At 48.8% G+C, this 24,288-nt stretch carries 24 protein-coding genes; 12 read left to right on the top strand and 12 right to left on the bottom strand.

Annotated elements, in window-relative coordinates; genetic code table 11:
• Position 1: 1 nt before the first annotated feature.
• The 3 genes from pstA to V7Z69_RS02920 are packed head-to-tail and all read right to left on the bottom strand — an operon-like array spanning position 2 to position 2,601.
• On the bottom strand, positions 2-862 hold the full coding sequence (pstA, locus tag V7Z69_RS02930) for a phosphate ABC transporter permease PstA (protein ID WP_014162210.1): 861 nt from the start codon (positions 860-862) through the stop codon (positions 2-4).
• 2 nt (positions 863-864) lie between these two features.
• A complete protein-coding gene (gene pstC, locus V7Z69_RS02925) occupies positions 865-1,740 on the bottom strand; it encodes a phosphate ABC transporter permease subunit PstC (protein WP_014162211.1) in 876 nt (291 codons plus the stop codon).
• Between the two features lie 42 nt (positions 1,741-1,782).
• Positions 1,783-2,601, bottom strand: a complete 819-nt coding sequence (locus V7Z69_RS02920) for a phosphate ABC transporter substrate-binding protein (RefSeq protein WP_334138450.1) — start codon at positions 2,599-2,601, stop codon at positions 1,783-1,785.
• A gap of 262 nt (positions 2,602-2,863) precedes the next feature.
• Between V7Z69_RS02920 and V7Z69_RS02915 the strand changes: the two genes are divergently transcribed.
• From V7Z69_RS02915 to V7Z69_RS02860, 12 genes are all read left to right on the top strand, one after another.
• Positions 2,864-3,394, top strand: a complete 531-nt coding sequence (locus tag V7Z69_RS02915; RefSeq protein WP_334138449.1) for a type IV pilus modification PilV family protein — start codon at positions 2,864-2,866, stop codon at positions 3,392-3,394.
• 24 nt (positions 3,395-3,418) lie between these two features.
• Complete coding sequence (locus tag V7Z69_RS02910; RefSeq protein WP_334138447.1) at positions 3,419-4,186, top strand: type IV pilus modification PilV family protein; 768 nt, start codon at positions 3,419-3,421, stop codon at positions 4,184-4,186.
• Positions 4,150-4,794 carry a hypothetical protein gene (locus V7Z69_RS02905; RefSeq protein ID WP_334138445.1) on the top strand — a complete coding sequence of 215 codons (645 nt, stop codon included), beginning with the start codon at positions 4,150-4,152 and terminating at the stop codon, positions 4,792-4,794. Before V7Z69_RS02910 ends, V7Z69_RS02905 begins: the two co-directional genes overlap by 37 nt.
• Before the next feature lie 70 nt (positions 4,795-4,864).
• The gene (locus tag V7Z69_RS02900; protein ID WP_334138444.1) at positions 4,865-8,539 is read left to right on the top strand and encodes a PilC/PilY family type IV pilus protein; all 3,675 of its coding nucleotides are present in this window, start codon (positions 4,865-4,867) and stop codon (positions 8,537-8,539) included.
• Complete coding sequence (locus V7Z69_RS02895; protein ID WP_334138442.1) at positions 8,539-8,916, top strand: hypothetical protein; 378 nt, start codon at positions 8,539-8,541, stop codon at positions 8,914-8,916. The genes V7Z69_RS02900 and V7Z69_RS02895 overlap by 1 nt, the downstream gene beginning before the upstream one ends.
• Positions 8,917-9,051: 135 nt before the next feature.
• Positions 9,052-9,573 (top strand): ferritin, encoded by a 522-nt coding sequence (locus V7Z69_RS02890; RefSeq protein WP_334138441.1) that lies wholly within the window; start codon positions 9,052-9,054, stop codon positions 9,571-9,573.
• 45 nt (positions 9,574-9,618) lie between these two features.
• Positions 9,619-10,002, top strand: coding sequence for a desulfoferrodoxin (locus V7Z69_RS02885; RefSeq protein WP_334138439.1), 384 nt, complete (start codon positions 9,619-9,621; stop codon positions 10,000-10,002).
• An 18-nt stretch (positions 10,003-10,020) separates the two neighbouring features.
• Complete coding sequence (rd, locus tag V7Z69_RS02880; protein WP_334138437.1) at positions 10,021-10,179, top strand: rubredoxin; 159 nt, start codon at positions 10,021-10,023, stop codon at positions 10,177-10,179.
• Positions 10,180-10,510: 331 nt separating this feature from the next.
• A complete protein-coding gene (yedE, locus tag V7Z69_RS02875; protein WP_334138436.1) occupies positions 10,511-11,602 on the top strand; it encodes a YedE family putative selenium transporter in 1,092 nt (363 codons plus the stop codon).
• A gap of 12 nt (positions 11,603-11,614) precedes the next feature.
• A complete protein-coding gene (locus V7Z69_RS02870) occupies positions 11,615-11,836 on the top strand; it encodes a sulfurtransferase TusA family protein (protein ID WP_334138434.1) in 222 nt (73 codons plus the stop codon).
• A 23-nt stretch (positions 11,837-11,859) separates the two neighbouring features.
• A complete protein-coding gene (gene selD / locus V7Z69_RS02865) occupies positions 11,860-12,900 on the top strand; it encodes a selenide, water dikinase SelD (protein ID WP_081468055.1) in 1,041 nt (346 codons plus the stop codon).
• 245 nt (positions 12,901-13,145) lie between these two features.
• Positions 13,146-14,354 carry a type IV pilus twitching motility protein PilT gene (locus tag V7Z69_RS02860; RefSeq protein ID WP_014162224.1) on the top strand — a complete coding sequence of 403 codons (1,209 nt, stop codon included), beginning with the start codon at positions 13,146-13,148 and terminating at the stop codon, positions 14,352-14,354.
• A gap of 3 nt (positions 14,355-14,357) precedes the next feature.
• On the opposite strand, the gene V7Z69_RS02855 is transcribed toward V7Z69_RS02860, so the two are convergent.
• From V7Z69_RS02855 to V7Z69_RS02815, 9 genes are all read right to left on the bottom strand, one after another.
• Entirely contained in the window at positions 14,358-14,864 is a 507-nt protein-coding gene (locus V7Z69_RS02855; RefSeq protein ID WP_014162225.1) for an MgtC/SapB family protein, read from the bottom strand.
• 16 nt (positions 14,865-14,880) lie between these two features.
• Complete coding sequence (locus tag V7Z69_RS02850; protein WP_334138432.1) at positions 14,881-16,329, bottom strand: sensor domain-containing diguanylate cyclase; 1,449 nt, start codon at positions 16,327-16,329, stop codon at positions 14,881-14,883.
• Positions 16,330-16,343: 14 nt separating this feature from the next.
• Complete coding sequence (locus tag V7Z69_RS02845; RefSeq protein ID WP_334138431.1) at positions 16,344-19,133, bottom strand: UPF0182 family membrane protein; 2,790 nt, start codon at positions 19,131-19,133, stop codon at positions 16,344-16,346.
• A 147-nt stretch (positions 19,134-19,280) separates the two neighbouring features.
• Positions 19,281-19,886, bottom strand: coding sequence for a DedA family protein (locus V7Z69_RS02840; RefSeq protein WP_014162228.1), 606 nt, complete (start codon positions 19,884-19,886; stop codon positions 19,281-19,283).
• 8 nt (positions 19,887-19,894) lie between these two features.
• On the bottom strand, positions 19,895-20,371 hold the full coding sequence (locus V7Z69_RS02835; protein ID WP_334138429.1) for a pyridoxamine 5'-phosphate oxidase family protein: 477 nt from the start codon (positions 20,369-20,371) through the stop codon (positions 19,895-19,897).
• A 20-nt stretch (positions 20,372-20,391) separates the two neighbouring features.
• Entirely contained in the window at positions 20,392-21,270 is an 879-nt protein-coding gene (sdaAA, locus tag V7Z69_RS02830; RefSeq protein WP_334138427.1) for an L-serine ammonia-lyase, iron-sulfur-dependent, subunit alpha, read from the bottom strand.
• Between the two features lie 5 nt (positions 21,271-21,275).
• Positions 21,276-21,938: an L-serine ammonia-lyase, iron-sulfur-dependent subunit beta gene (gene sdaAB / locus V7Z69_RS02825; RefSeq protein ID WP_334138426.1), complete on the bottom strand. Its 663-nt coding sequence runs from the start codon at positions 21,936-21,938 to the stop codon at positions 21,276-21,278.
• Positions 21,929-23,644 carry a PAS domain S-box protein gene (locus V7Z69_RS02820; protein WP_334138424.1) on the bottom strand — a complete coding sequence of 572 codons (1,716 nt, stop codon included), beginning with the start codon at positions 23,642-23,644 and terminating at the stop codon, positions 21,929-21,931. The genes sdaAB and V7Z69_RS02820 overlap by 10 nt, the downstream gene beginning before the upstream one ends.
• Positions 23,645-23,717: 73 nt before the next feature.
• On the bottom strand, positions 23,718-24,194 hold the full coding sequence (locus V7Z69_RS02815; RefSeq protein ID WP_334138423.1) for a type II secretion system protein: 477 nt from the start codon (positions 24,192-24,194) through the stop codon (positions 23,718-23,720).
• Positions 24,195-24,288 lie beyond the last annotated feature (94 nt).

Raw genomic sequence — 24,288 nt, 5'->3', positions numbered from 1 at the left:
TCTATTTTAGACTTCGGCTCCTGCTTCTTAAGTGAGCCCTCCATATAACTCCTATCAAGGTAACTCCTAAAACCAAAGCCAAAAGCACCAAGGCAGTTCCATATTGGATGGGACGAGTCTTATCTATGTTGGTCCCCGCGGTAGCCAGTACCAAAATGTGGTAGGGCAGGGCCATTATCTGGTCGAACAGGCTCTTGGCTATGTTTGGAGCGAAGAATGCAGCCCCAGTGAATATTATAGGCGCTGTCTCTCCTGCCACTCGTCCCACACTCAAGATAGCACCAGTTATTATGGAAGGAAAGGCCGCGGGCAGGACCACTTTCCTTATGGTCTGCCATCGCGTGGCACCCATGGCATAAGATGCGTCCCTGTAGTCCTGAGGTACCGCCATGAGAGCCGATTCGGAAGCTCCAACTATCACAGGAAGGGCCAGACAACCCAGAGTGAGTCCAGCTGACAGAAGGCTTGCTCCTATCTTCAGAAAAATGACGAAAAAGCTTAGACCGAAGAGGCCGTATACTACCGACGGCACTCCAGCCAGGCTTCTTACGGCAAGCCTTAGAAGCCTTGTAAAGGCATCATCTCTTGCGTATTCTACTAGATACACGGCTGTGAAAACCCCTACGGGAAAGGCAAAGGCCATGGATACGACGACAAGTTGTAATGTTCCCACCAGAGGAGTCAGGATGCCTCCTTCGGTCATCTGGTTCCTTGGAGGTTGGGTCAAAAAGTCCCAGCTTATGGCGCTCCACCCCTTGGAGATCAAAAACAGGATTATCCCAGCAAGCACGAGCCCCACCAAGATCATGGATGCCCAAAGAATGGCAGTTGCTGCTTTATCTTTTATGATTCTGGCGTTCATGCTTAAAACCTCCTTGCTCGTCGTTCTACACGCAAGGCCAAGAGGTTGAGTCCTAGTGTCAAAAGCAGAAGGAGAAGCCCAGCGAAGAACAGAGCATGGTAGTGGATTGAGCCTACTGGTGTTTCACCCATCTCTGCCGCTATGGCGGACGTAAGAGGCCTTACGGGATCCATCAGGGAGATAGGTATGATGGCGGCGCCTCCAGCTGCCATGAGAACTACCATGGTCTCTCCCACAGCCCTCATGACGCCTAGCAGTATGGCCTGCAGGATGCCCGGCAAGGCCGCGGGCAGGACTACTTTGGTTATGGTCTCAAGTCTTGTAGCCCCTAGAGCGTAGGATGCGTCCCTGAGGTCTTTGGGGATGCTTGAAAGGCTGTCCTCGGCAAGAGATGTGACCGTTGGTATGATCATTATTCCCATTAGACTGGCTGCATTGAGGAGGTTCAATCCCGAGTAGGCATCCAGGTGTTCTATCATCCATGGTGCTATCACCACCATGCCTATGAAGCCCAGCACGACCGATGGGAAGAACCCCAAGATTTCTATAACCGGTTTGAGCAGTTCTTTCAGTTTATTGGGGCAAACTTCCGAGAGGAAGACTGCCAGCATGATGCTTAGAGGCACTGCAATGAAGGACGCTACCAAGGTCACTGACAAGGAGCCCACTATGAGGGGCAGCATGCCGAAGTCTGGGGGGTCGTATGTGGGGTACCATTCCATTCCCATGAGGAGGTGTAATAGGGATACCTCCTTTAGTATGGGGACGCTTTCCTTCACAAGGAAGGAGAGAATGAAGAGCATAATGGCTACCCCAATAATGGATATGATTTTTATGGTTATCTGAGGAACTTTGTCTCCTCTGAGCGTGTCCTTCATTTTCTGTGCCACCAACCCCTCATGTGAGCTTATGTTGTTCTGTTAGCGAACGGGGATGAACCCTGTAGATGCGACTATCTCCTGTCCTTCATCGCTCAGGACGAAGTTGATGAACTTGAGGGTTACGCCTGTGGGCCAGCCTTGGGTGAACATGAAAAGATATCGGGATATGGGGTAGGAGCCGTCCAGCGCAGTTTTGGCTGTTCCCTCTATGCCTCCCACGGTGAGGGTCTTTACTGAGTCGTTCAGGTAGCCTATTCCTATGTAGCCTATGGCGGCAGGATTTCCTGCCACGGTCTGAACCATGGCGCCGTTAGAGGCCACTACCAACGCCCTGGGGGAGATCCTTTTTTTGTCCATTACCTTCTCTTCCCACACCTCGAAGGTTCCAGAGCTGGTATCCCTGGTAACGGCGACTATGGCCTTGTCTGGGCCACCAACTTCCTTCCAGTTCTTTATTTTTCCTAGGTAGATATCTCTCAACTGCTCTATGGTGAGATCTTTGACAGGGTTTGAGGGATGAACCACGGGAAGCAAAGCGTCCACCGCCACGGCAAACGGCACGGGGTAGCGTCCCTTTTCAACGGCCATGGCCACTTCCTTTTCCTTAATGAAGCGAGAGGACATGGCTACGTCCGTGGTTCCATCTATCAGAGCCTTTATGCCGTTTCCGCTTCCGCCGCCAGATACCGATACGTTGACCCCGGGATTTGCCTCCATGAACTTCTCGGCAGCGGCCTGTCCTATGGGAAGCACTGTAGTTGAACCGTTTATCACCAGTTCCTCTGCGAAGGCTGTTCCTCCCAATAGACTCACCAGGACCATGGATAGCACAGCAAGGGAAGCCATAAACTTCTTCATGATACCTTCCTCCTTCGAGTTGATTTTGTTACAGCCAAATTTTAGCCTCGATAGGTAACGGAAGGATTACAGAAATGTAACAGCTTTGTAAAAATTTTTATAAGGAACGGGAGAGACAGAAATTGGGAAAATGCCATCCTTTTAGGGTATGTTGTTTTTTGTTTATTGTTGGAGTACTATAATAAATTATAATATAAAGATGGGTGCATTGCTATAGCATGAAAGTAATAGAATGCGGTTTTATGCTCAAAAGGGGTGAAATATGAAAAATAAGGGTTTGCTTTCACGTTTATGTAAGGCAAAAGTTAAAAGAAAAGGGTTTACTCTAGTTGAAGTTTTAATTTCAATGCTTATCCTTGCTATTGCCCTCTTTGCCATTGCCGGAATGTTTGTCAGCGCTTTAGTATTGCAACTTTCACTTAAGGATAGGGAAAACGCCCAGTTGGCGTCCCTGATGGTACTCCAAAAACTGGAAGCCCTCGAGAGCATAGATGCCTTGACGGTAAGTTCCGACGTCATCGAGATAGAAGGAAAACCTTACGCGGTTTCTTGGATAGTAGAAAGCGAAGACTCTGTTGGTGGAAAGGTTTTTGGGAAAACATTGACGTTTGATGTTGCATGGGAAGGCGTAAGAGGGGAGAAAAGACTTTCCTTTGTAAACACTTTCAGCAGAAGTTTTGGTTATACCAGAGGCAAGCGCCTGGGGCAGGAGTTGAAGGAAGGACGTCCTGGATATGGGTATGGGGATACATTGCATGATCATACTGGACCTCCAGGGCAAAACAAAAAATAACTGGGTGTAGAGGTGTTTTGCTTGTTGAGCATAAAAAGGCGGAAGGGAGTATCCCTTACAGAGCTTTTAATTACGATATTAGTTCTGGGGATAATAATGGGGGCAGTTTTAGGATTCTTGTCGGTGTTCTTTTCCCATTTTGAAGTTTCATCTTCTGGAGCAACGGCAAGACAGCGGGCGGAGATGGTTATTTCCATCTTAGAGGGCCCGGTCCTACATGCAGGTCTTGGAATGCAGATAGCTCCAGAGAAGTTCAAGGAGAGTTTTGAAGAGATATATGACCATATCATAACCGAAGATAACTTTCCCTCTCCCATAAACATCACTGACGATAACGGAAAGCTTTACTTGGTATACGGCAAACCTACAGGCCTTTCCATCATTGAAAAAGACGTGGATTCCAGCAAGATCAAAGTGGACGGAGATATCGTTCTTTCCGCTGGGTCGGATTGGATAGTGTTCCCTACGGGGGAGGTCCCTTACAAAGTCATAGGCGTGGATGAATATTCAAAAGAGATAACCTTGAGAGGTAAAAGGGATATTGAAGATATTGCGTTGTTCGACCAGGTTTACCTTGTTAAGTTTATGGAGGCATATGTGGACGAGAAGGGTTTTCATGCTGTGGATCCACGCACAGGTGAAAGTTTCATCGTTGAAGGAATAAGAACCTTCCAGGCCACGTATTTTTATGACATGAAGATTTTGTTGGTAGAGGTGGAGGGGTACGGTGTCGAGGGTCAGGAAGAGGAGAATGAATGGCTTGCTGTTTCGTGGAGAGTGAGGAATCTATGAGCTTCATAAAGAGAAGAAAGGGAGCAGTTTTAGCTCTTGCACTGGTAGTGCTGATGTTTGGAGTAGCCTTTTCGGGAGTAACCTTGTACGTTGTGAAGAATCTCTTCTATTCAGCCAAGGGCGTTATAGATGACACAATTTTGATAAAGGCCGCAGAGAGCGGAGTGGAGATGGGGAAAGTGTGGCTCGCCAAACAAATGGACCAAGCTCCTCCCATGCCAAGGCATGGAGAGGAAGTTGGAGATAGGATAGATGTTCCCGGAGAGCTGGAGAAGTTAGTAGTTCACAGGATAGAGGTGCCAGCATCTGAAAATGGTGGTGTAAGCCTGGAGGTAACGGTCTATGATCTCATGTACGAACAGGGCTCAGTGAACCCAAATCAGCTTTTTGCCAGTGGTCCTTTCCCACCGAAAATCGACGAGGACATCTTAAAGTACATAGGTTCCAGAAAACTGGATTCGTCATATGCTGCGTCCAATAATAGGGGAGGAGACCCGGGTTCCAGTTTTGAGGAAGGAAAGTACGGTGCGTACCTAGTAGTTAGCAAAGCCTCTTACCAGAGTCGCAAAAAGGTGATAGCGGAGGGAATCGTTGTAAAACTGAACTAGTTTCAATGGACAATGGGTAAAGTTCTATGGGTAGGTGAGTCGATTGGCCAGGCGAAAAGTTTTATGGATCGTGTTGCTTGTGATATTCACTGTTGCTGGGGTAAGCAAAGCTGCACAAGCTACTAATTTGTGGCTCTACAAATCAGTAGATAACCCGACACCAAAAGCAGGGGACTGGGTGGTTTTTTCTATAATAGTTGAAAACCGGGAAAACAAGGTAGAGTCTGAAGGTACGGTGCTTGTCGACGACATGGGTATGTTTGAAGACGTCCAATATAGGTATCGCGTAGGTTTCTGGAGTTGGTCGTGGCAAGACTGGAAAAGGGTATATGTTTATTCGCCGTATGACTATACCTCTTGGAAAAGCTGGCCATCAAGTGGAAGCTTGACTCTTGGCAAGCTAGATCGATGGAGAGAAAAACACAAATTAGGAGGTCGCTATGAAATAGAAATAAAGGCAAAGGTGAAAACAGATCTAGTTGGGAAGGAGATTGTCAATAGGGTACTTATCAAAAAAGGTACTTATGAAACAAGTGCTTCTGCCGCTATATATGTAAAAGAAGAGCCTTGGAGTGGTGGAGAAGTCTTCAATCCCTATTTGAAGCCCATACCATCGCTGTACGATACGAATCTTCAACCCAATGTGCTCCTTCTTTTGGACACTAGCGGCTCCATGACTTTTAACATGCAAGATGATGAATCTACCTATGGTGATGGTTCCAAGCCTGTGACATATGGGTTTTCCAGTCCTCAGTTTTATTACGGAAAGGACACTGACCCGTCCAACAACGATCCCAATGTGGAACGCAATTACCATCCCAATCTGAAATACGTGTCAGAGACAGAGGTCGAGTTAATTAAACAAAATCAAGGAGAGTGGGCTCTTACGTATTTGGGCTATGATAGCGCAAGTTCCCAATATTTATACCCGAACGACAGCCGGATGTACCAAATGAAGGTGGTTTTGAATAACATATTTTCCGATGAGCAGTTGATTTATGGGTTAAGGGTTGCTTTGGCAACTTACGATCAGGAGTATTCATCGGGAGGCAGCCTTTCAGATTGGTATAAATTCCCGCGACGCTATTACGGTAGTTATTATTACGAAGATCAATACCTACATTATAGAACTGGGGGAGCCAGGGCTCTACTCAGGGAGAACTTTGGTTCAGTAGACGATCCCGCCCATTTGGCATCCCTGATAAGGTGGTTTGATGGAAAAGAGGAAGCAGGTAACCCAGAGCTGCGAGCACAGGGAGCTACTCCATTGGCCGCCTCCATATACGGCCATGATGGGCGCAAATGGAATCCTTCCGTTGATTCTGCAGTGAAGTTCTTCAAGGCTGAGGGTGCTATACAAGGATGGTGTCAGAAAAACTACCTAATAGTGCTAACCGATGGGGCTGACACAGAGGTGGGTGACCCTGTAGAGGCTGTTAAAAAACTGTATGAAGAAGCAAAAGCCAATGATTGGCCTAGGTTTTTTGGCAAAAAGGCTCAACCGGTTAAGACGTTGGTCATAGGCCTTATCGATCCGGATAGCATGCCCGACCTTGCGGAAGAACTCAACGAAATGGCCGATTACGGGTGGGACGGAACAGAAGGCAATGCAGACCCAACGGATGATCCCTTTGATGATGGAGACCCAGGAGCTTATTTCGCAACAAACATCGATGAGCTTTTAGCAGCATTTAGAGAAATATTTTCAATTATCCAGACAGATCAGATAACGGGGGGCGCTCCTCTGGTCAGTCCGACCCGAACGGATGTGGGGGGAGGAGCTGTTTATGTTGCTTCCTTTTTGCCGCAGGAATATTCTCAATGGAAAGGTCATTTGTATAAATATAGTTTGGTTTCAGGAGATATAGGGGACTCTCCTGAATGGGATGCAGCAGAGGAGTTGGAGAGGATTATAGAAGAAAATAGTAGGGTAGTATGCACGATAGATTGGGAGGGCTCTTCAGCCTCTAAACCGAGTGGCTTAGGGTCAGGGACAAATTTTGTAAGAGTGTCCCCCCAAGAATCTTCGACGCTTGCTGATGAAATTTCTCCTGAAGGAGTAACTCTTCCAGAAGCTTATATTTCGAAGTTCATACAATGGATAAATGGTTACGATGCGTGGGGGGAGACGGCTGGGAACGTATATAGATCCGCCTTTGCTGATATTTATCATGGAGGTGTTACAGAAGTTGGTCCTCCATCGGCAAACTACCCGTCTACTAGCTATTATAACTTTGCCCAAGAGCACAAAACCAGAGACAAAGTTTTATATGCCCAAAGCAATGCAGGAGTTTTACATGCTCTTGACCCAACAAACGGTGAGGAAAAATGGGCCTTCATTCCTCCCAACGTTCTTGCAAGAGGTCGTCTTTTAGGCCTTAAGGCTTACTATAGCGGTGATAACATAAAGCTCATAGACGATGCCATATCAGTGCCCAGGTACCTTTTAGATGGACCTCTAGTTGCGGAGGATGTTCTCCTCTCAGATGGTGAAGGTTGGCGGACAGTGCTCGTGGGATGTTTGGGTTATGGAGGAAATGGCCTCTACGTTCTTGATGTAACCCTTCCCGAAGAGCCCAAATTCCTATGGGCTGTCGAAAACAACATAGTTGCCCCAGGCGGAAAAACCTTGCTTCCTGCGGAGTCCAGAAAAATCCATTATTGGAGAAGGGGTCCTTCTGGGTCAAAGGTAGATTACCAATTTTACTCCCATGAAGAGATAGAGGATAGTAGCCAATGGGATTACAAAGACCTTTACAGGACTTTGAGTACGCCTCTGCTGGGATATGCAGATTCTCTAGTTTACAAGGATGACACAGGTTGGGAGGGTAGGTGGGTTGCCATTATGGGAAATGGGCACCCAGGGGATCTCTCCGATGTCTTGACAGAAGGAGCCGTTTACCTGATGGATATAGGAACGGGCGAGGTTATAAAAAAACTTGAAATAGAAGGCGAACTGGGGCCAGTTTGTGCTCCTGTTACAGGGTTTAGCTCCACCATGAGCGCAGGTAACGTAGAAAGAATATACGTGGCGGATATGTATGGTAACGTGTTCAGTTGGTCTGATCAGGATCATTGGGGCCACGGTATAAAGATTTTCGACGGAACTGACGTAAGTGGCAGTGTAGTTTATAGAATGGATGTGGGAATGATAGATCATGACCCATGGTTGTTCTATCAAACAGGTGATGCGGAGGGACTTACTGAAGAGGCAACTAGCTATCGACTTTATGCTATCAACACTTCAGCTGCGACCGAGGAAAGTCCTGTTACCATTGACGATCTGGAGCAGGTAATGGCTGACAGGAAGGACACGTCAGATAGTGTCACAGGCTGGTATATGGACTTTGCCACAGATCCCTTAGAAAAGCCTACAACCCCAGTCCTTTTCTACAATGGATATTTGTTGTTCTGTACTTTCGAAGAAAGCAAAGATCCCTGTGAGCTAGGCACAACTAAAATGTACATTATGAACGCTAAAACGGGGGAAGGGGCATGGAAAAACGGCAATAAGTACGTGGAGATAAAGGGATTGCATGTCTCTGGAATAACTGTCTTTGATGGAAGGGTGTATCTGGGGGTTTCTGGCTTTGCTACGGCAGAATATCTGAACACTGTTCTTGGTGCAGGGGTGAATCTTGGGCACAACCTATTGTCTTTTTCTCTGCCGGAGGGGATTCCGATTAATCCAGACGACGGTTCAGGAATTGATGGCGGGCTTCTTTTCTGGAGAGAATGGAGGTAATGGTGAAGTTGAGGAAAAATGGAAGGAAGCTTAAAATCCTCGCGATTTTGATAGGGGCGATGGTTTTTGCCCTCTCCCAAGGGGAAGGCCTCGCGCAGAGTGTATCTTTGATAGCAGAAAATGCTCTTGTATTTGAAGAGCAGGGTATGGACGTCGAAACGGTAGGGGTGACCCTGAAGGAACTGTTCTTCAATCCCCCTAGGATTTTGGCCGAGGATAAGAAATATTACTTATGGGATCCGAAAATAACTAAGTTCCTTTCCTCAGAGGGGAAGGCTTTAACACCTAATGAGTTTGCCGAAAGATTCAAGGGAAAAAGCATAGCGATAGTAATCCACAAGGGACTGGTGTTGAAGGCTTACTCTGTAGACTTTTAATGATATGGTGTGCCCTAGAGATGAATGTGGTATCATATAAACGGCTTTTCCTGATACAAATAGACGTGCATGTAAATAAAGCACGGTAAAGGGAAGCCTAAAGGTAGGCAGTACAGAAAGGAGTGAAAGCTAGTTATGTTGAAAGAGAAGATGCAAGAGGCTCTCAACAAGCAGATCAATGAGGAGTTGTACTCGGCGTACCTCTATCTTTCCATGTCGGCATACTTTGACAACATCGGATTAAAGGGGTTTGCAAACTGGATGATGGTCCAGCACAAAGAAGAGACGGACCACGCAATGAAAATATACAATTATCTGCTTTCTCAGGGCGCAGAGGTAAAGCTCCTTCCCATACAGCAGCCACCCCACCAATGGGAGTCGCCCCTCCATGCTTTTCAGGAGACTTTGAAGCACGAACAGCACATAACCCAGTGCATAAACGACCTTGTGGATCTCGCCGAGGAGCTGAAGGACAGGGCCACCTACAACTTCCTGCAGTGGTACATTGACGAGCAGGTGGAGGAAGAGGAAAACGACAGGGAAATAATAGACAAGCTGGAGCTTATAGGGGACAGCAAAAACGGTCTGTTCATGCTGGATAAGGACCTGGCTCAGAGGGTTTACGTACCCTTGATACAGGAAGGTAGCGGAAATTAGTTTAGAGTAGTAGCTTGTTTTATACCCTTGTTAGGAGGTGTGAGCATGGCGGAGGTCAGGGAGATTTATAAGTGCGAGATCTGCGGGAACATAGTGGAGGTGCTCCATGGTGGAGCTGGCCAGCTAGTTTGTTGTGGGCAGCCCATGAAGGCGCAAACCCCTCAGACGGCCGATACGTCCCAGGAAAAGCACGTGCCCTATGTGGAGAGGCAAGGAAACACCTACGTAGTCAGAGTCGGGGAGAATGCCCTACATCCCATGGAGGATAAGCATTACATAGAGTGGATAGAGCTTGAAGTAGATGGTGCATCGTGTAGGAAGTTCTTGAAACCTGGTGACGAGCCTAAGGCCGTCTTCGAAGTCCCCGAGGGCAAGGTTGTAAAGGCAAGGGAGTACTGCAACATCCACGGGTTGTGGATTAAAGAGTAAGAAAGAGGAGGGACTAAGATGCAGAAATACGTATGCAGCGTGTGTGGGTACGTGTACGATCCTGAGGCTGGAGACCCAGACAACGGGGTGAACCCAGGGACCCCCTTCGAAGAAGTGCCCGAGGAGTGGGTATGCCCTGTTTGCGGCGTCGGAAAGGACATGTTCGAGGCAGAATAGGTTCAAATTTTAGCACGAATAAATGTGAGGAGCTCCTTTAGGAGCTCCTTTTTATTTTATCTTGTAACATTTTTGTGATATTATTCTCAACAGCGATTTTATGTATGAAAGGAGGGTCCCTTATGGTGTTAATGCACATGTGAGGAAGGCATTTGAATGCGGGTTCCGCGTTCTTCCATCGCCGGAGAAGGCCGTTTTTTGCCTTGCCTCATGGACATGCATGGCACCAGGGGCAAGACCTCGTTAAGGTTTGAGGTTTTTGGCTTCCTTTTGGCTTCTCTGGGATGGAAGAAAGTTTGTACATTCCAAGAGACAAAAGGAGGCGAAAGACATGTTTTCTTATGTTAATCGATGGTTGGTCGGTCGTTTTGGTCCAGCCCTTACGGGACTTTTTGTAGGTGTTTTTGCTCCAATTCTTACCTTTCTTGGAAACCCCGGCAACATGGGTATCTGTGTGGCCTGCTTCACCAGGGACGTCGCTGGGGCCTTGGGGCTTCACCGAGCAGCGGTGGTGCAATATTTGAGGCCTGAGCTTTCAGGGTTCATCTTGGGGTCTTTCCTTGCGTCATTAGTCTACAAGGAGTACAGGCCTCGGTCCGGTTCTTCCCCCCTCATTAGGTTTTTCCTAGGCTTTTTTGCCATGATAGGGGCTTTGGTTTTCTTGGGTTGCCCTTGGAGGACTTATTTGAGGCTAAGCGCTGGAGACCTGAACGCCCTGTTTGGATTGGGAGGACTCGTGGTAGGGATATTGATAGGCATCTATTTCCTGTGGAATGGGTTTACCCTCGGAAAGAGCCTACCTAACAAAGCCAGTTCTGGGTTAGTAATGCCCATAGTAGCAGTAGTTCTCTTGGTTTGGGACATTACCAAGCCTCTGTTTGGTCCTGGAGGCACAGGCCCCATATTCTTCTCCGTGAAGGGGCCAGGTGCGCAGGCTGCACCAATCCTCATATCTCTTGCGGTGGGTTTGGCTGTGGGATGGCTTGCTCAGAGGAGCCGTTTCTGCACTGTAGGAGCCATAAGGGATTTTGTGATGCTGAAGGACGGTCATCTACTGAAGGGAGTTTTGGCCTTTATAGTGGCGGCTTTCGTGACCAACCTGCTCTTGGGGCAGTTCCACCTGGGTTTTGAAGGCCAGCCGGTGGCTCATACCAACAGCCTGTGGAACTTCATGGGGATGGCCCTTTCAGGTCTAGCCTTTACGCTGGCTGGAGGGTGCCCTGGACGGCAGTTCATAATGAGCGGCGAAGGTGACGGTGACGCAGCGATTTTTATCTTGGGAATGCTCGTGGGAGCCGGTTTTGCCCACAACTTCAGCCTGGCTAGTTCCCCCGCAGGACCTGGAGCCTTTGGTCCTATAGCCACCATAGTGGGAATGGTTTTCTGCTTGATTGTAGGGTTTACCATGAGGGAAAAGGTTTAGGAGGGGTGTAAAATGAGCGAAGCAAAGATCGTAGATGCAAGGGGGTTGTCGTGTCCTCAGCCGGTCATCTTGACAAAAAAGGCGTTGGACGAAGGGCATAATGATCTGGAGGTGCTGGTGGATACCGTAACTTCCAGGTTGAACGTAGAGCGGTTTGCAAAGAGCAAGGGGTACAGTGTAAATGTCGAAGAGTACGAAGATGGAGGGTTCAAACTACACCTAAGCAAGGCTTAGTACGGGAGAAGGTGTTTTTTAAAATGAGGCTTTCAGAGATGGCAAGAACCAGCGGCTGAGCCGCCAAGATAGGTCCGGCGGACCTGGAGGAAGTTTTAAAGGGTTTGGTCAAGCCCGAAGGGAAGACCTTTTTGGTTGCAGGATGGGAACACGGTGAGGATGCTGCCGTATGGGAGATAGATGAACGGCGTTTGGGCATCTTGACGGTGGATTTTATAACCCCTGTGGTGGATGATCCTTTTGCCTTTGGTCAGATAGCGGCAGCCAATTCCTTGAGCGACGTGTTTGCCATGGGGGGCAGGCCGTTGGTGGCCCTCAACGTGGTAGGTTTTCCGGTGAACTGCCAGCCCCTCGACGTACTTAAGGAGATACTTCGAGGTGGTCAGGAGAGAGTTATGGCGGCAGGAGCCCTCTTGGCAGGAGGGCACAGCGTGGACGATGAGGAGCCCAAGTATGGACTGGTGGTATATGGCGAGGTAGAAAGGGACCGTATTTGGAAGGTTACCGGCGCTAGGGAAGGAGATGTTTTGATCCTCACCAAGCCCTTGGGAACGGGCATGATCATAACGGCCCTCCAGGCTGAAATGGCCCAAGAGAAGGAGATAAAAGAGGCTGTAGAAAGCATGGGGACCCTGAACGACTTGCCCCTAAAGCTCTCCGATGACCTATTGACGCAGGTGCACGCCTGCACCGATGTGACGGGTTTTGGCTTGGCAGGACACCTTTTGGACATGTTAAGCGAAAGTTCGCTGGATGTTCTTTTGGAACCAGAAAAAATACCAATCCTTGAAGGAGCGCTGGAGAAGGCAAATATGGGCCTGGTTCCTGCCGGGACGTACCGCAACAGGGAGCTTTATGAACCAAGGGTGGAAGGGCTGGAAGGCCTTAGTTTGCCCTTGGCCGACGTTCTTTTCGATGCTCAGACCTCAGGGGGACTGCTTTTGGCGGTCCCGGAGCACGTTGCCGAAGGGTTCTGCCGTGAGTGCCAAAAGGCAGGCTTCGTAAAGGCGTCTCCTATCGGAAGGTTTGTGAAGGGACAAGGTAAAATGGTATTGGAAACATAATAACTAGGAAGGATAAAATTGAGCTTCGCCCGAAGGCTGGAAAAGATTGGACTTTTCCAGCCTTCGCTTTGCTTTGTACTCTTAAATTGGGAGAAGGCGATTAGAAGGGGGCAGAATATTGTGGCAAGATTGCTCTTGTCATGATAAAATTATAAAGCATTAGCAAGATTATATACAAGATGACAGAATGGAGAGGTTTAGCTAGTATGTTGAGAACCTAATATTTGATATTGGAGGTAATAACTATGAATATACCTCCCAAAGACGAAGAAAGTTTTAATTCAAGTTCCTGGAAACACTCATCGGGCAGTGAAAGGTCCAAGTTGATGCTTGAAATGGAGGAGTTTATCTTCCCCATTGGGGACCCTCCTTTCAATGCCCCTGGTGCCCCGAGATCCTTAGTGGACATGCTTGAGACCATGGTAAAAATGGGAGCCAGTGACCTTCATCTGAAAGCAGGATATCCCGCCTTCATCCGTCTTTTGGACACAGAGATCTATCCTTTTGAGTTCATGGATCCTCTTGATGATGATGAGATCTTTGGCTTTGTGGAAAAGCTAGTCTCCCCAGAGCGCTACAGGAAGTTCAGGGAGAGCGGCGAGGCAGATTTCGCAGCCTCTTTAGTGGGGGGAGAAAGGTTCAGGATAAACGCCTATATAGCCATGGGAAGGCCTTCCATGGCTATCAGGCACATCAAGTCCAAGATCCCTTCCATGCAGGAGTTGGGCCTACCTTGGGTTATATCCAGGTTCGCCCAGAAGACAAGGGGCTTGGTGCTCATAACCGGACCTACAGGCTCTGGGAAGTCCACGACGTTGGCATCCATAATAGAGGATATAAACGTTAGGAGAAGGTGTCACATAGTCACTCTGGAGGATCCCATAGAATATGTGTTCACTCCTCAAAAGGCCGTAATCGACCAGCGAGAGATAGGAAGGGACTCGGCCAGCTTCCACGAGGCTCTGAGGAGGGTGTTCAGACAGGACCCAGACGTCATAATGGTTGGGGAGATGCGGGACATTGAGACCATTTCCTCTGCCATAACAGCTGCGGAGACAGGTCACTTGGTATTGGCCACGTTGCATACTCAGGACGCTCCAGGCACCATAGACCGAATAATAGACATATTCCCTCCTCACCAGCAGAACCAGATAAGGACCCAGCTGGCCAATATCTTGGTGGGAATCTGCAGCCAACAGCTTTTGAACACCACGGACAAAAAAAGGATCTTGGCGACGGAAGTCCTCGTGGCAAACTACGCTGTACGAAACCTCGTCAAGGAAGGGAAACCTCAGCAGATAAGGAACATAATGGCTACCTGTACCAACGAGGGCATGATGCTTATGGAGCACTCCCTGGCTTCCTTGTGCAAGAAGGGCAAGATAACAAGGGAGACGGCCTTCCTGCACGCTTTCGACGTGAAGGACCTGGAGCGGTTCTTGGACGAAAGATGATGGCTATTCGAAAGGCTTTGCGTCCTTGCAGCTGACGGAGGACCCTTTTCTTCTTTTGAGTATCTTCTTGTCAAAATATCGCAGGCCTCTGTTTATAAGCAGAACTATCACGACACTTCCTGCAGCGAGGATGTAGAGATCCAGCGCCACGCAGATGCCTAAGGCGGCCGTAAAGAGAATGGAGGCTGCAGAGGTAAGATATATTACCGTCTTTCTCTCCTGATGTTGGATTATGGTGCCTGCGCCGATGAAGCTTATGCCTAAAACTATGGCCTGTATGACCCTTATGGGGTCTCCTCTCACGAAGTCGTTTTGTCCTATGGACATGCAGTAATTTAAGATTATTACCTTGCCCAACAGGACAAAGAGGGTGGATGCTCCCGCTATGAGCATGTGGGTCCGCATGCCGGCAGGCTTGCCTATGTTCTCTCTTTCTACCCCTATAATGCCTCCAAGCAGGACAGCTATTATTACCTTGGAGAGCGCAACAAGCTGAAGGCTTGCGTCCATTTCTGTTGCCTCCTCTTTATTGTCCCCTCAAACGTTTCATCCGTCTTTTTTCCTCGTACATTCTTTGGTCTGCAAGCTGGAGCAGGGCTGTTAAGTTCTTTCCGTCGTCAGGATAGAAGGCCAGGCCAAAGTCTGCCTCGATGGGGTATCCATCTGGGAGTTCTTCGATGCGTATTTCCGATAGGGCCGACCTAAGCCTTGATATGGCGGTCAGTACCTCCTCATGGGGCACGCAGGGGAAGAGGATGACGAATTCGTCTCCTCCAAATCGGGCGCAGAAGTCGCTTTCTCTCAGAGTATTTTTTAAGGTCTTGCCTATTTCTCGGAGGACCTTGTCGCCTACGAAATGTCCCAAGTTGTCGTTTATGGCTTTGAATCCTGCAAGGTCCATCATTGCTAAAGCCATCCGTCCACCGTAGCGCAGAAGTCTGTTTTGTTCTTCCTTCAGTCGGGAAAATAACAAGAACCTGTTGGGCAGGTTTGTGAGCTGGTCTATGGTCGCCTGCCTCTTTATAACCTCCCTGGTCTCGATTTCTTTCCAAAGGACTCCCAACTGGTCGGCCAAAAGCTGAAATATTTTTTCATCTTCCACACCAAATGGGGAGGTCCCTTCAACACATATGACCCCCAAAAGCCTATCGGAAAAAAGGATTGGGACGTCTAATTCCGCTTTTATTCCTTCCGTGAGGGGGAAATAATCATCGTTTCCGATCACCGAAGGAGTGTTTATTACTCGCTTTTCTCTAGCAGCCTTATAGGTTAAGCCTTTGCCCGATTCTTTCAGTTTTTCCGATAATTCTCTAAAAAGATCCCTGTCCAAGTAGGTTGCAGCTACTATTGAGAGGGAAATGTCGTTGGCGGTAGAATCTTGAGCCAGGATGCTAATATTAGAATAATTCAGTTTTTTCTTCAACAGGGATAATGATCTGTCAAAAAGTCTCTGGAGAGAATCTTCACCAGATATCTCTCTTACTATTTTGTTAAGCAGCTCTAGGCGGTCACTGTACTTTTGAAGTTTAAATTCCTTTTCTTTTATTTCGTTTATGTTCACCAAGGTCTCCAATGCTCCTATTACATTTCCTTTTTTATCTCTGATAGGACAAGCGGCGAACTTTATCCATGTTCCCCCATTAATTTTAGGTAAGAAGATTTCTCCTTCCCAGCTTTCATGGTTTAAAAACCCTGGATGGCATGCTTCACCGTAGAAAGATCGAATCTTTTCCGTGTCAGCTCCGTCCAATATCAGGTCGGCCAATAAGGGGCGAGGAGGATCGTAAAAGTCAAGGCTTTCCCAGGTTTTACCGAGGATATTTTCCCGTAAGATGCCTGTTAGAGTCTCACAGGAGCTGTTCCATGCGATGATTTGATGGTCTTTGTTCAGCACGAATATGGGGATAGGAATCTTGTCCAGAAATTCCTCTAACGTTACTTCCCCTATGTTCCCTAAGTCCTCTAGGGTCCCCATATTCATCACACCTTTTATTCAATTTTGTTGCTTTCGGTTTCAGATAGCCTCTGCAAAAGCTCGGTCAAGACTTCTTCAAGTTCCTTGAGCCTGCTTCCGTAGGCGGCCCAGTCTCCCTTTTGTGCTGCTTCCTTGGCGGCCTCGAAGGCTATTTTTGCTTCTTGGGCCAAAACTTCTGGTGATTTGCCCTCTAAAAGGCTTCCATCAGGTTCCCTCTTTTGGGTAACAATAGAAGGTTTAGCCTTTTGGATGCCCTTATCAGGGGCTGGCCCCAGGAGGTTGGTCAGGGCTTCCTCCAGGCGTTCTCCCCATGCAACCCTTCCACCTGAGGAAACGATGACTCGCTTAAGTTCCGGAAGGTCGCTGTTTTCTGCCCTCAGGTACAAGGGCTGTACGTAAAGCAGGGAGTCCCCAGTGGGTATGACCAGGAGGTTGCCTCGAATTACGTCTGAACCCCTCTGACTCCACAGGGAAAGCTGTGCGGATATCTCCGGATCTTGGTCTATCAGGGCCTCAACCTGCGTCGGGCCGTAAATGAGCTTCTGCTTGGGGAACTGATACACCAATAGCTCTCCGTAATTGTCTCCATCGGATCTTCCTGCTATCCAGGCTATCATGTTGTCTCTGCCCACGGGTGTGAAGGGGGCGATGAGCATGAATTCAGCCCTTTCTTCTCCTGCAAGCTTCATTATCACGTAATACGCATTCAGGCTTCCTGCCTTGCCGCTTTTGGGAAGCTCCCACACGTCCTCCTTGTTGTAGAAGGTGTTGGTGTCCTTCATGTGGTAAGTCCTGAATATCTCGCTCTGTATGAGGAACAGCCCCTTGGGATATCTTATGTGCTTCCTAAAGGAGGCTGGGGCCTCGTCCATGGGCTTGAAAAGGGTAGGGAAGATCTTGGCCCAGCTTTTTACCAAGGGGTCTTCTGTGTCAGCTATGTAGAAGTTCATCTCCCCGTTGTAGGCATCAACCGTTACCTTCACGCTATTTCGTATGTAGTTTATTCGCCCCGCGGGAGTGCTCACAGGCTCCGAGTAGGGGTACAGGTTAGTCGCCGTGTAGGCATCCTGGACCCAAACCAGTTTACCGTCCATGATCGTAAGGTACGGGTCGTTGTCGTAGAGCAAGAAGGGGGCCACCTTCCTGACCCGTTCCCCTATGCTCCGGTAGAACATTATCCGGCTTTCGGGCAGTATGGCGTCGGTGAACAAAATCTGAGAGTCCCTAAACCTGACGGCGAAGGCAAGGCGCCTCCATATGGAGCCTATGGCGACCCCTCCTGTTCCTTCGTAGGTGGTCCTCACGTTGGCGCCTCCCATGGGGTAATCGAACTCTTTTATTTTGGTCTTGACCAGCACGTACGGCTGAACCTTTTCACCGTAGTATATTTGGGGCCGTTCTATCTCCAATGGGACGGAGATTCGTGGAGGCAGGTCCTTTATGAAGAAGACCGGTTTGCCCTCAGGGTCTATCTCGGTCACCGGGTTCATTACTACACCGTAGCCGTGGGTGAACTCCAGGTGCATGTTTACCCAGGTTGGGTTTTGCAATTGCTGTAGGTCCAGTTCCCTCGCAGAGAGCATGACCTGTCTGTATGAACCCCCTAGGTTGTACCTGTCTATGTCTATGTCGTTGAAATCGTAGTAAGATCTTATCTCCTGAAGCTGTTTGTAGGTCCTCAAAAGAGGCCTGTAATCCCAAAGTCGTATATTGTTTATGGTCTCCTTTTCTTTCTGGATTTGCTCCCAGGTTACGCTGTTGGCCGGCAGGAAATCCACCGTCTTCAGTGAATCAAGGCCGTAAGCCTTCAGTGTGCTTTCTATGTTGTATTGTATGTATGGTGCTTCCTTTTGGTACTCGTTGGGCTCTACTACGTACTTTTGGACTATGCCAGGGTAGACGCCTCTTATCACTATATTCGATGCCACCAAAAGCACTAGTGCCACGGCGGCGAGCTTCCAAGTCCTCCTCATGATGTTTACCAAAAGGAGGATGGCCACGATCATCGATAGGGCGAACATGACGTTGATGCCCAAAAGCCTTGCGTGGATGTCAGTGTATCCTGCTCCGAATACTACTCCTTGGGGAGAGAAGAGAAGATTGAACCTCTCAAGCCAAAAACCGGCCCCCCAGGAGGCCACACACAAAGCACCCAGAACGGAAAGATGTCTTCTTGCTTTTTGAGGGAGGGAAAAGTGGCTTTGTTCCCTCATCTGGGGAATCCATGCCAAAACGAAGATCAAGGTTGAACCCAAAAGGGCCGTTATGAGTATTCCCACGAGCCAGTCCTGAAGCAGCGAGTAAAAGGGAAGGTCGAAAACGTAAAAGGCTATGTTCTTTCCGAATATAGGGTCGGAAGACGAGAACAAAGCCTTGTTCAGGAAGCGTAAGACCACGTCCCATTGAGATTTTACGCCCAGGCCGTTCATTATGGAGATCAAAAAGGCCACTATGACTACGATCACTCCAGACCTCTTGGTGGGAATTGGGGTTACGCCCTCTATATCCAAGGAGGCGGCGCCCTTTCGGGCCAAAAGCCATGAGGTCGTCAGTATGATAAAGGCCCCTATGGACGCTGCTAAGAACAAGCCCCATTGGGGAAGTACCTGCTTCCAGAACACCGCCGAAAAACCCCTTGCATCGAACCACAGCCAATCGGTGTAGAACTTGGCGAAAGCCGGGAAAAAGACGGTGGAAAACACTAAAAGGGCCAGAAGCACTAAAAGCCCCTTCTTGAATTTCAAAGCGGGAAGGTTCAAAGGCTTACCTTCGCCCCCTCCGTGGAAAATATCTCTCATGGACATGGCCTATCCCCTCGATTTCTTTGTTTTGTTTGTCTTTGAATGTCCCATGTTAGCATATATGCTACATTGGTTAATGGGCAATACGCATCAGTACGTATGACTATTTTAACTGGTTAATGGGTAATATGCAAAAAGAATGGATGTGCTCTAGGAGGTATTTTTGCTCCTTACCTTCCAGGTGTACAAGGCAATGGTGATAGCAGATAAAACTAGGGTTATAACGGTAGTTTTATGAAGCAGCTTTTCCACCAAGTCGCTATTGTTGCCTACCCAGTATCCTATGAAGGCCAACACCACCACCCATATACCTGAACCGAGGGCCGTGAAGGTCAAAAACAATCCCATGGGCATGCGGGCCAGTCCTGCGGGGAGGGAGATCAACTGCCTTATTCCGGGCAAGAGCCTTCCTATGAAGGTGCTTATATGCCCATGCCGGGCGAAGAATACCTCGGATTTTTTAAGGGTCTTTTCGCTCACCAGGAAATATTTGCCCCACCGTTCAAAGAAGGGCCTTCCTATCCTCACTGCGATCCAGTAATTGAAGATAGCACCCAGCAAGCTGCCGACTATACCGGCAAGGATGACCATCCAAAGGTTCATCTCCCCCTGGGATGCAAGATATCCTGCAGGAGGTACCACTACCTCGCTGGGGAAAGGAAAGAAGGAGGACTCCAAGAACATGAGAGCCACTATGCCCGGGTATCCCATGTGTCCTATGGTGTCAACCAGGAAATTGACCAGGTGTCCCAACATGAACTCTATCACCTTTCGTAGCCGTTTTTGCGGCCTTTAACTGATTCTATTTCCACCTTTACTACACAAACGGCCTCCAAGGCCTTTTCGGGGAAGGGCAAGGCCCTTCCGGCGTATTGTTTCACTATTATATCGAGGCCTTTCTTTTTTTCCTCTGGATCCTCCAGTATGGTCGCCCTGCCGTAGCCTATGACGCTTCTGTAGTGTACGGTCCATTCACAAGGGTCTTCATCTGAGATTATCTTGACGTCGCAGTCTATCTCGAAACACACGTGAGGGTCATCCTTTATGCAGTCTATCTTTTTGCCCCCGCCGAAGCCATGAAAATATATGGCACCATCCTCGTAACCGTAACACAGGGGCACCACATATGGGAAGGGGCTGCCGTTGAAGGCCACCCTGCATATCTTCTCCCTTTTTAGGATCTTTTCTATTTCCTTGGGGTCCGTTATCTCCTTGTCCTTTCTCCTCATTGCTCTATCCATCTTGAACCCTCCCAAGACTGTTATTTTATATCAGGCGCCAGAGCTTTGAGTTTTTCTTCTATCTTTAGAGCCCTTGGAGTTGCTGCAATACCTCCCAGACTGGTCTCCCTGAGGGTTTCAGGAAGGGCCTTTCCTACCTTGTACATGGCGTCTATTACTTCGTCAGGCGGTATGGAGGACTCTATACCTGCTGATGCCATGTCGGAGCATACGGCTGCCAGGGCGGTCAAGGTGCCATTTCGCTTTATGCATGGGACCTCCACGAGCCCTGCTACTGGGTCGCAGACCAGGCCCAATATGGACTTGATGACCAGGGCTGCGCTTTGGGCCACCGCTTCGGCGGAGGCCTTCCTCATGTGGGTCAAGGCTCCGGCGGCCATGGCCGCTGCAGCTCCGCACTCAGCCTGACACCCTCCCTCAGCACCAGAGAGGGTTGCCCTTGATGCTATTATGGCTCCTATTCCTCCTGCCGTTATTAACCCTTCGAGAAGGGTTTGTTGAGAGAACGAAAAGATCTCCTCTGCTGCAAACAGCACCCCCGGCAGGATGCCGCAACTTCCCGCGGTGGGAGCCGCAACTATCCTTCCCATGGATGCGTTGTGCGTTGCCACCGCCAAGGCTATCTGACAGGCTCTTGTGACGAATTTCCCCGAAAGCGGCTGATTTGCCCCCTCGTAAAAGTTCATCTTATCGGAGATGTCCGAAACTATCTTGCCTGAAGGTTTCTTTTCAAGCGCTTCCTCCACGGACCTCCTCATCTCCTGTAACCTTAGGGCCATGTTCTCCTTGATTACAGGAATTTTGTCTCCGTACTCCAGGCTCTGCCTCTCCACGAAGGCATCAGGAAAGGATATGGCCTTTGTCCTGGATATGGAAAGGATCTCCTCGAAAGAAAGCATGGCCTTCACTCTCCAAGCTTCAAGGGTAACACCCTGAATATTTCGCTGTGGCAGCGAGAGATTGCGTCCATTATCTCCGTTTGGGGGTTTTCGTCAAGTTCCACTACCATTGCTGCGCCTTTGCCTCTGCCCTGCCTGTGGAGCGTCAAGGTCGCTATGTTCAAGCCCTTTGAGGCCAAAAGGCCAGTTATAGATGCTACAACTCCCGGAGTGTCCCTGTGGAAGGTGATCAAAGCAGGCAGTTCTCCGGAGAGTTCCAGCTTGAAGCCGTCTATCTCCAAGAGCCTCACGGCGCCTCCACCTATGGATGCTCCCACCACTTCCATGGAAGTGTCTTCGTCCTTGAAGAGAAACCTAGCGGAGTTAGGGTGAGCTCCATCGGGGTGTTCCGCCTTGAAGGTCCAATGGATGCCCTTTTTCTTTGCTTCTTCCCTTGCGTTGGGAATCCTTGGATCATCGGGCAGAAAGCCCAAGAGCCCCGCCAGGATTGCAAGGTCAGTCCCGTGTCCCCACCAGGTGGCGGCGAAGCTACCCCTCAAAAATATGGTGACTTCCCTTACAGGTCTGCCCCATATGAGAGCCGCCAACCTGCCCAACCTTGCCGCTCCAGCGGTGTGGCTGGATGAAGGGCCTATCATTACTGGACCTATAACATCCTCTAGTCGCATTTTCCTTTTACGCCTCCCTGTGAGTGTATCCCCAGGTTATAAAGTGCCATTGCTATGTCCTGGGCGGTTTCCTGGAATATTATTTTTTCTTCCTCTGTGACCATGTATTCTTTGGGCAAGGCGACGGTGATGAGGCCAAAAACGTGTCCCTGGTATTCCAGCCTGGTGGACATGGAGTATTTGTCCGGATATTCGTTCAATAATGGAATGTAGCTGCAGGGGACCACTTCCTTTTCTATTATGACCCCAGGGCTCTCTAAAACTTTTCGGCAAGCTCTGTTGAGCTCCTTGCGGCACATCCTTTCGGATATGGGGGTGTCGCCATCTATCATGGCTGCCTCAAAAATGCTGGCCAGACAATTTTTGAACTCCAATATGGCTATCCAAACGTTGGGGTATCCTTGGTTGACCACTAGGCTTACGCATATGCTCTGAAGAAGTTGTGTGGGGTCCTTTTCGCTGTTTATTAGGCGGTGAATGTCTCTTACGGATTTTAGCACCACGTTCAAGCGCTTTAACTGCTCTTGTGCCTCTTTTAGGTCCGTTACGTCTCTTCCGACGCTCTGGATCTCTATAAGCTTGCCGTTTTGGTCAAATATGCCTCTGTTTCTCCACTGGACGAACTGTCTTTTTCCTGAGGGCAGGTCGTTATATACTTCGCTGGTTTTGACGGGGGTTTCAGGAGTTAGAAAGGTTAGAATCTCCCTTTTGAGCCTTTCTGCTGTCTCAGGGGTGTAATCATCGAATATGGAGCTTCCCAAAAGTTCTTCCTTTGACATCCCCTTGTATCGGCAGTAGGCATCGTTGACGAAGGTCAAAACCCCATCTGTATTGAGGCGGACTATGAACTCGTCCTGGTCCTGAACCACTGCATGGTACCTTCTTTCGCTCTCCTTCAATGCCTCCTCGGCTTTGATCTGTTGAGATATGTCTCTATATATGACGTAGCACATCATGGTGTCTTGGTCCAGAATTAGGGGAACCTGAACCAGCTCCAGGTGGAGGATCTTCCCGTCCTTGTTCTGTCTTTTTACCTGCATGTGAATGTTTTCTCCCGACCAGAAGCGCTTATCTATCTCTCGGGCTTCGGCAATCAACCTTGCATCCTGGGTCACTATGTCGTAGCAGGCCCTTCCTATGACTTCCCCCTCGGGGTAACCGAAAAGTTTTAAGAAGGCTGGATTTGCCCTGGTTATCCTGCCTTTTGGATCGCATATCATTATGGCAAGGGGGGTTGCCTCGAACAGCTTTTCGAAAAATACCTTTTCTCTTCTGAAAGCATATTCGGCGTTTTTCCTCTCGGTTATGTCCCGGTAGATGGTGTAATCGTAGAGCGTTCCGTCCTCCAGCTCAAAGGGCACCTGCAGGAGCTCCACCGGTATGGCCGTTCCATCTTTTTTAAGACGTATGGTTTCCATACATACTTTTTCCATAGTTGTCCACATAAGTTCATCTACAGCTACAGCTTCCCTCATTAGGTCGGGGGTGGGGGCCACCACGTCGTTTCCGTTTTTACCTATCACTTCCTCCTCGGAGTAGCCGAAAAGCTTGCAGAAGGTGCGATTGGCCCTTATGATCCTTTCTTCCCTGTCGCAGATTATTATGGCCTCGGGGGAGTGATCGAAGAGGTTCTCGAAAAAGGACCCGCCGAGTACAGGGCCCGTGAAATCTTTTTTTTCGTGCTTTTTGCTGAAGAGCCTGGCCATTGAGGGACTTCCCCCTTTTACCTGTTTGTCTTGTGATGTTATTTTAGCATGGCTTCAGACAGAAAGGGCACCTTCATGGAGATGGTGATTTAACGGCAACAGGCATGTACACCCTTTGCGGAGGGGGCGAGGTTTCTCCGTATATCCTGGTTAAGCTTTTATCCTCGAAGATTCCTGCCTCGCTAGCCATGGAGGCAAGTTTCTTCCTTAGACCAAAGCTTTCGGATGGGAGGTTTGCCACCACAAGGCATGGAGTCTGATCTGATGAATCAAAGCCGTACCAAAGGTTTTCGTCCCCTGACTCAGGCGCCTTTCGGTCCAGGTACTTGGAGCAGAAGGCCTCGCTCACCGGTCCAATAGGCCACTTCTTTCCCTCCTCGTGGTAATACATGAGGGCGGCAGATTTCAATGTGCGCATGTCGGAGATTATCCTCGTTGCCATGGCCTTATCCCTTCCCGAAAGGGTGGTCAAGAGGAGCATTCCCGAAAGTACCCCAATGATTATGAAGACCACAAGCAGTTCTACAAAGGTAAACCCTCTTTTTTTCATGGGCGTCTCCTATTTTCAAGCCCTAACAACCAAAAGCAGAGGGCTTTGTTGCTTTGTTTTGTGTATTAATATACCATAATATATGTGGAAAAAT

The organism is Thermovirga lienii, from assembly GCF_036847465.1.
Lineage (GTDB): Bacteria > Synergistota > Synergistia > Synergistales > Thermovirgaceae > Thermovirga > Thermovirga lienii.
The sequence above is the reverse complement of the archived record's forward strand: the minus strand, read 5'-3'. Positions and strand labels throughout refer to the sequence as shown.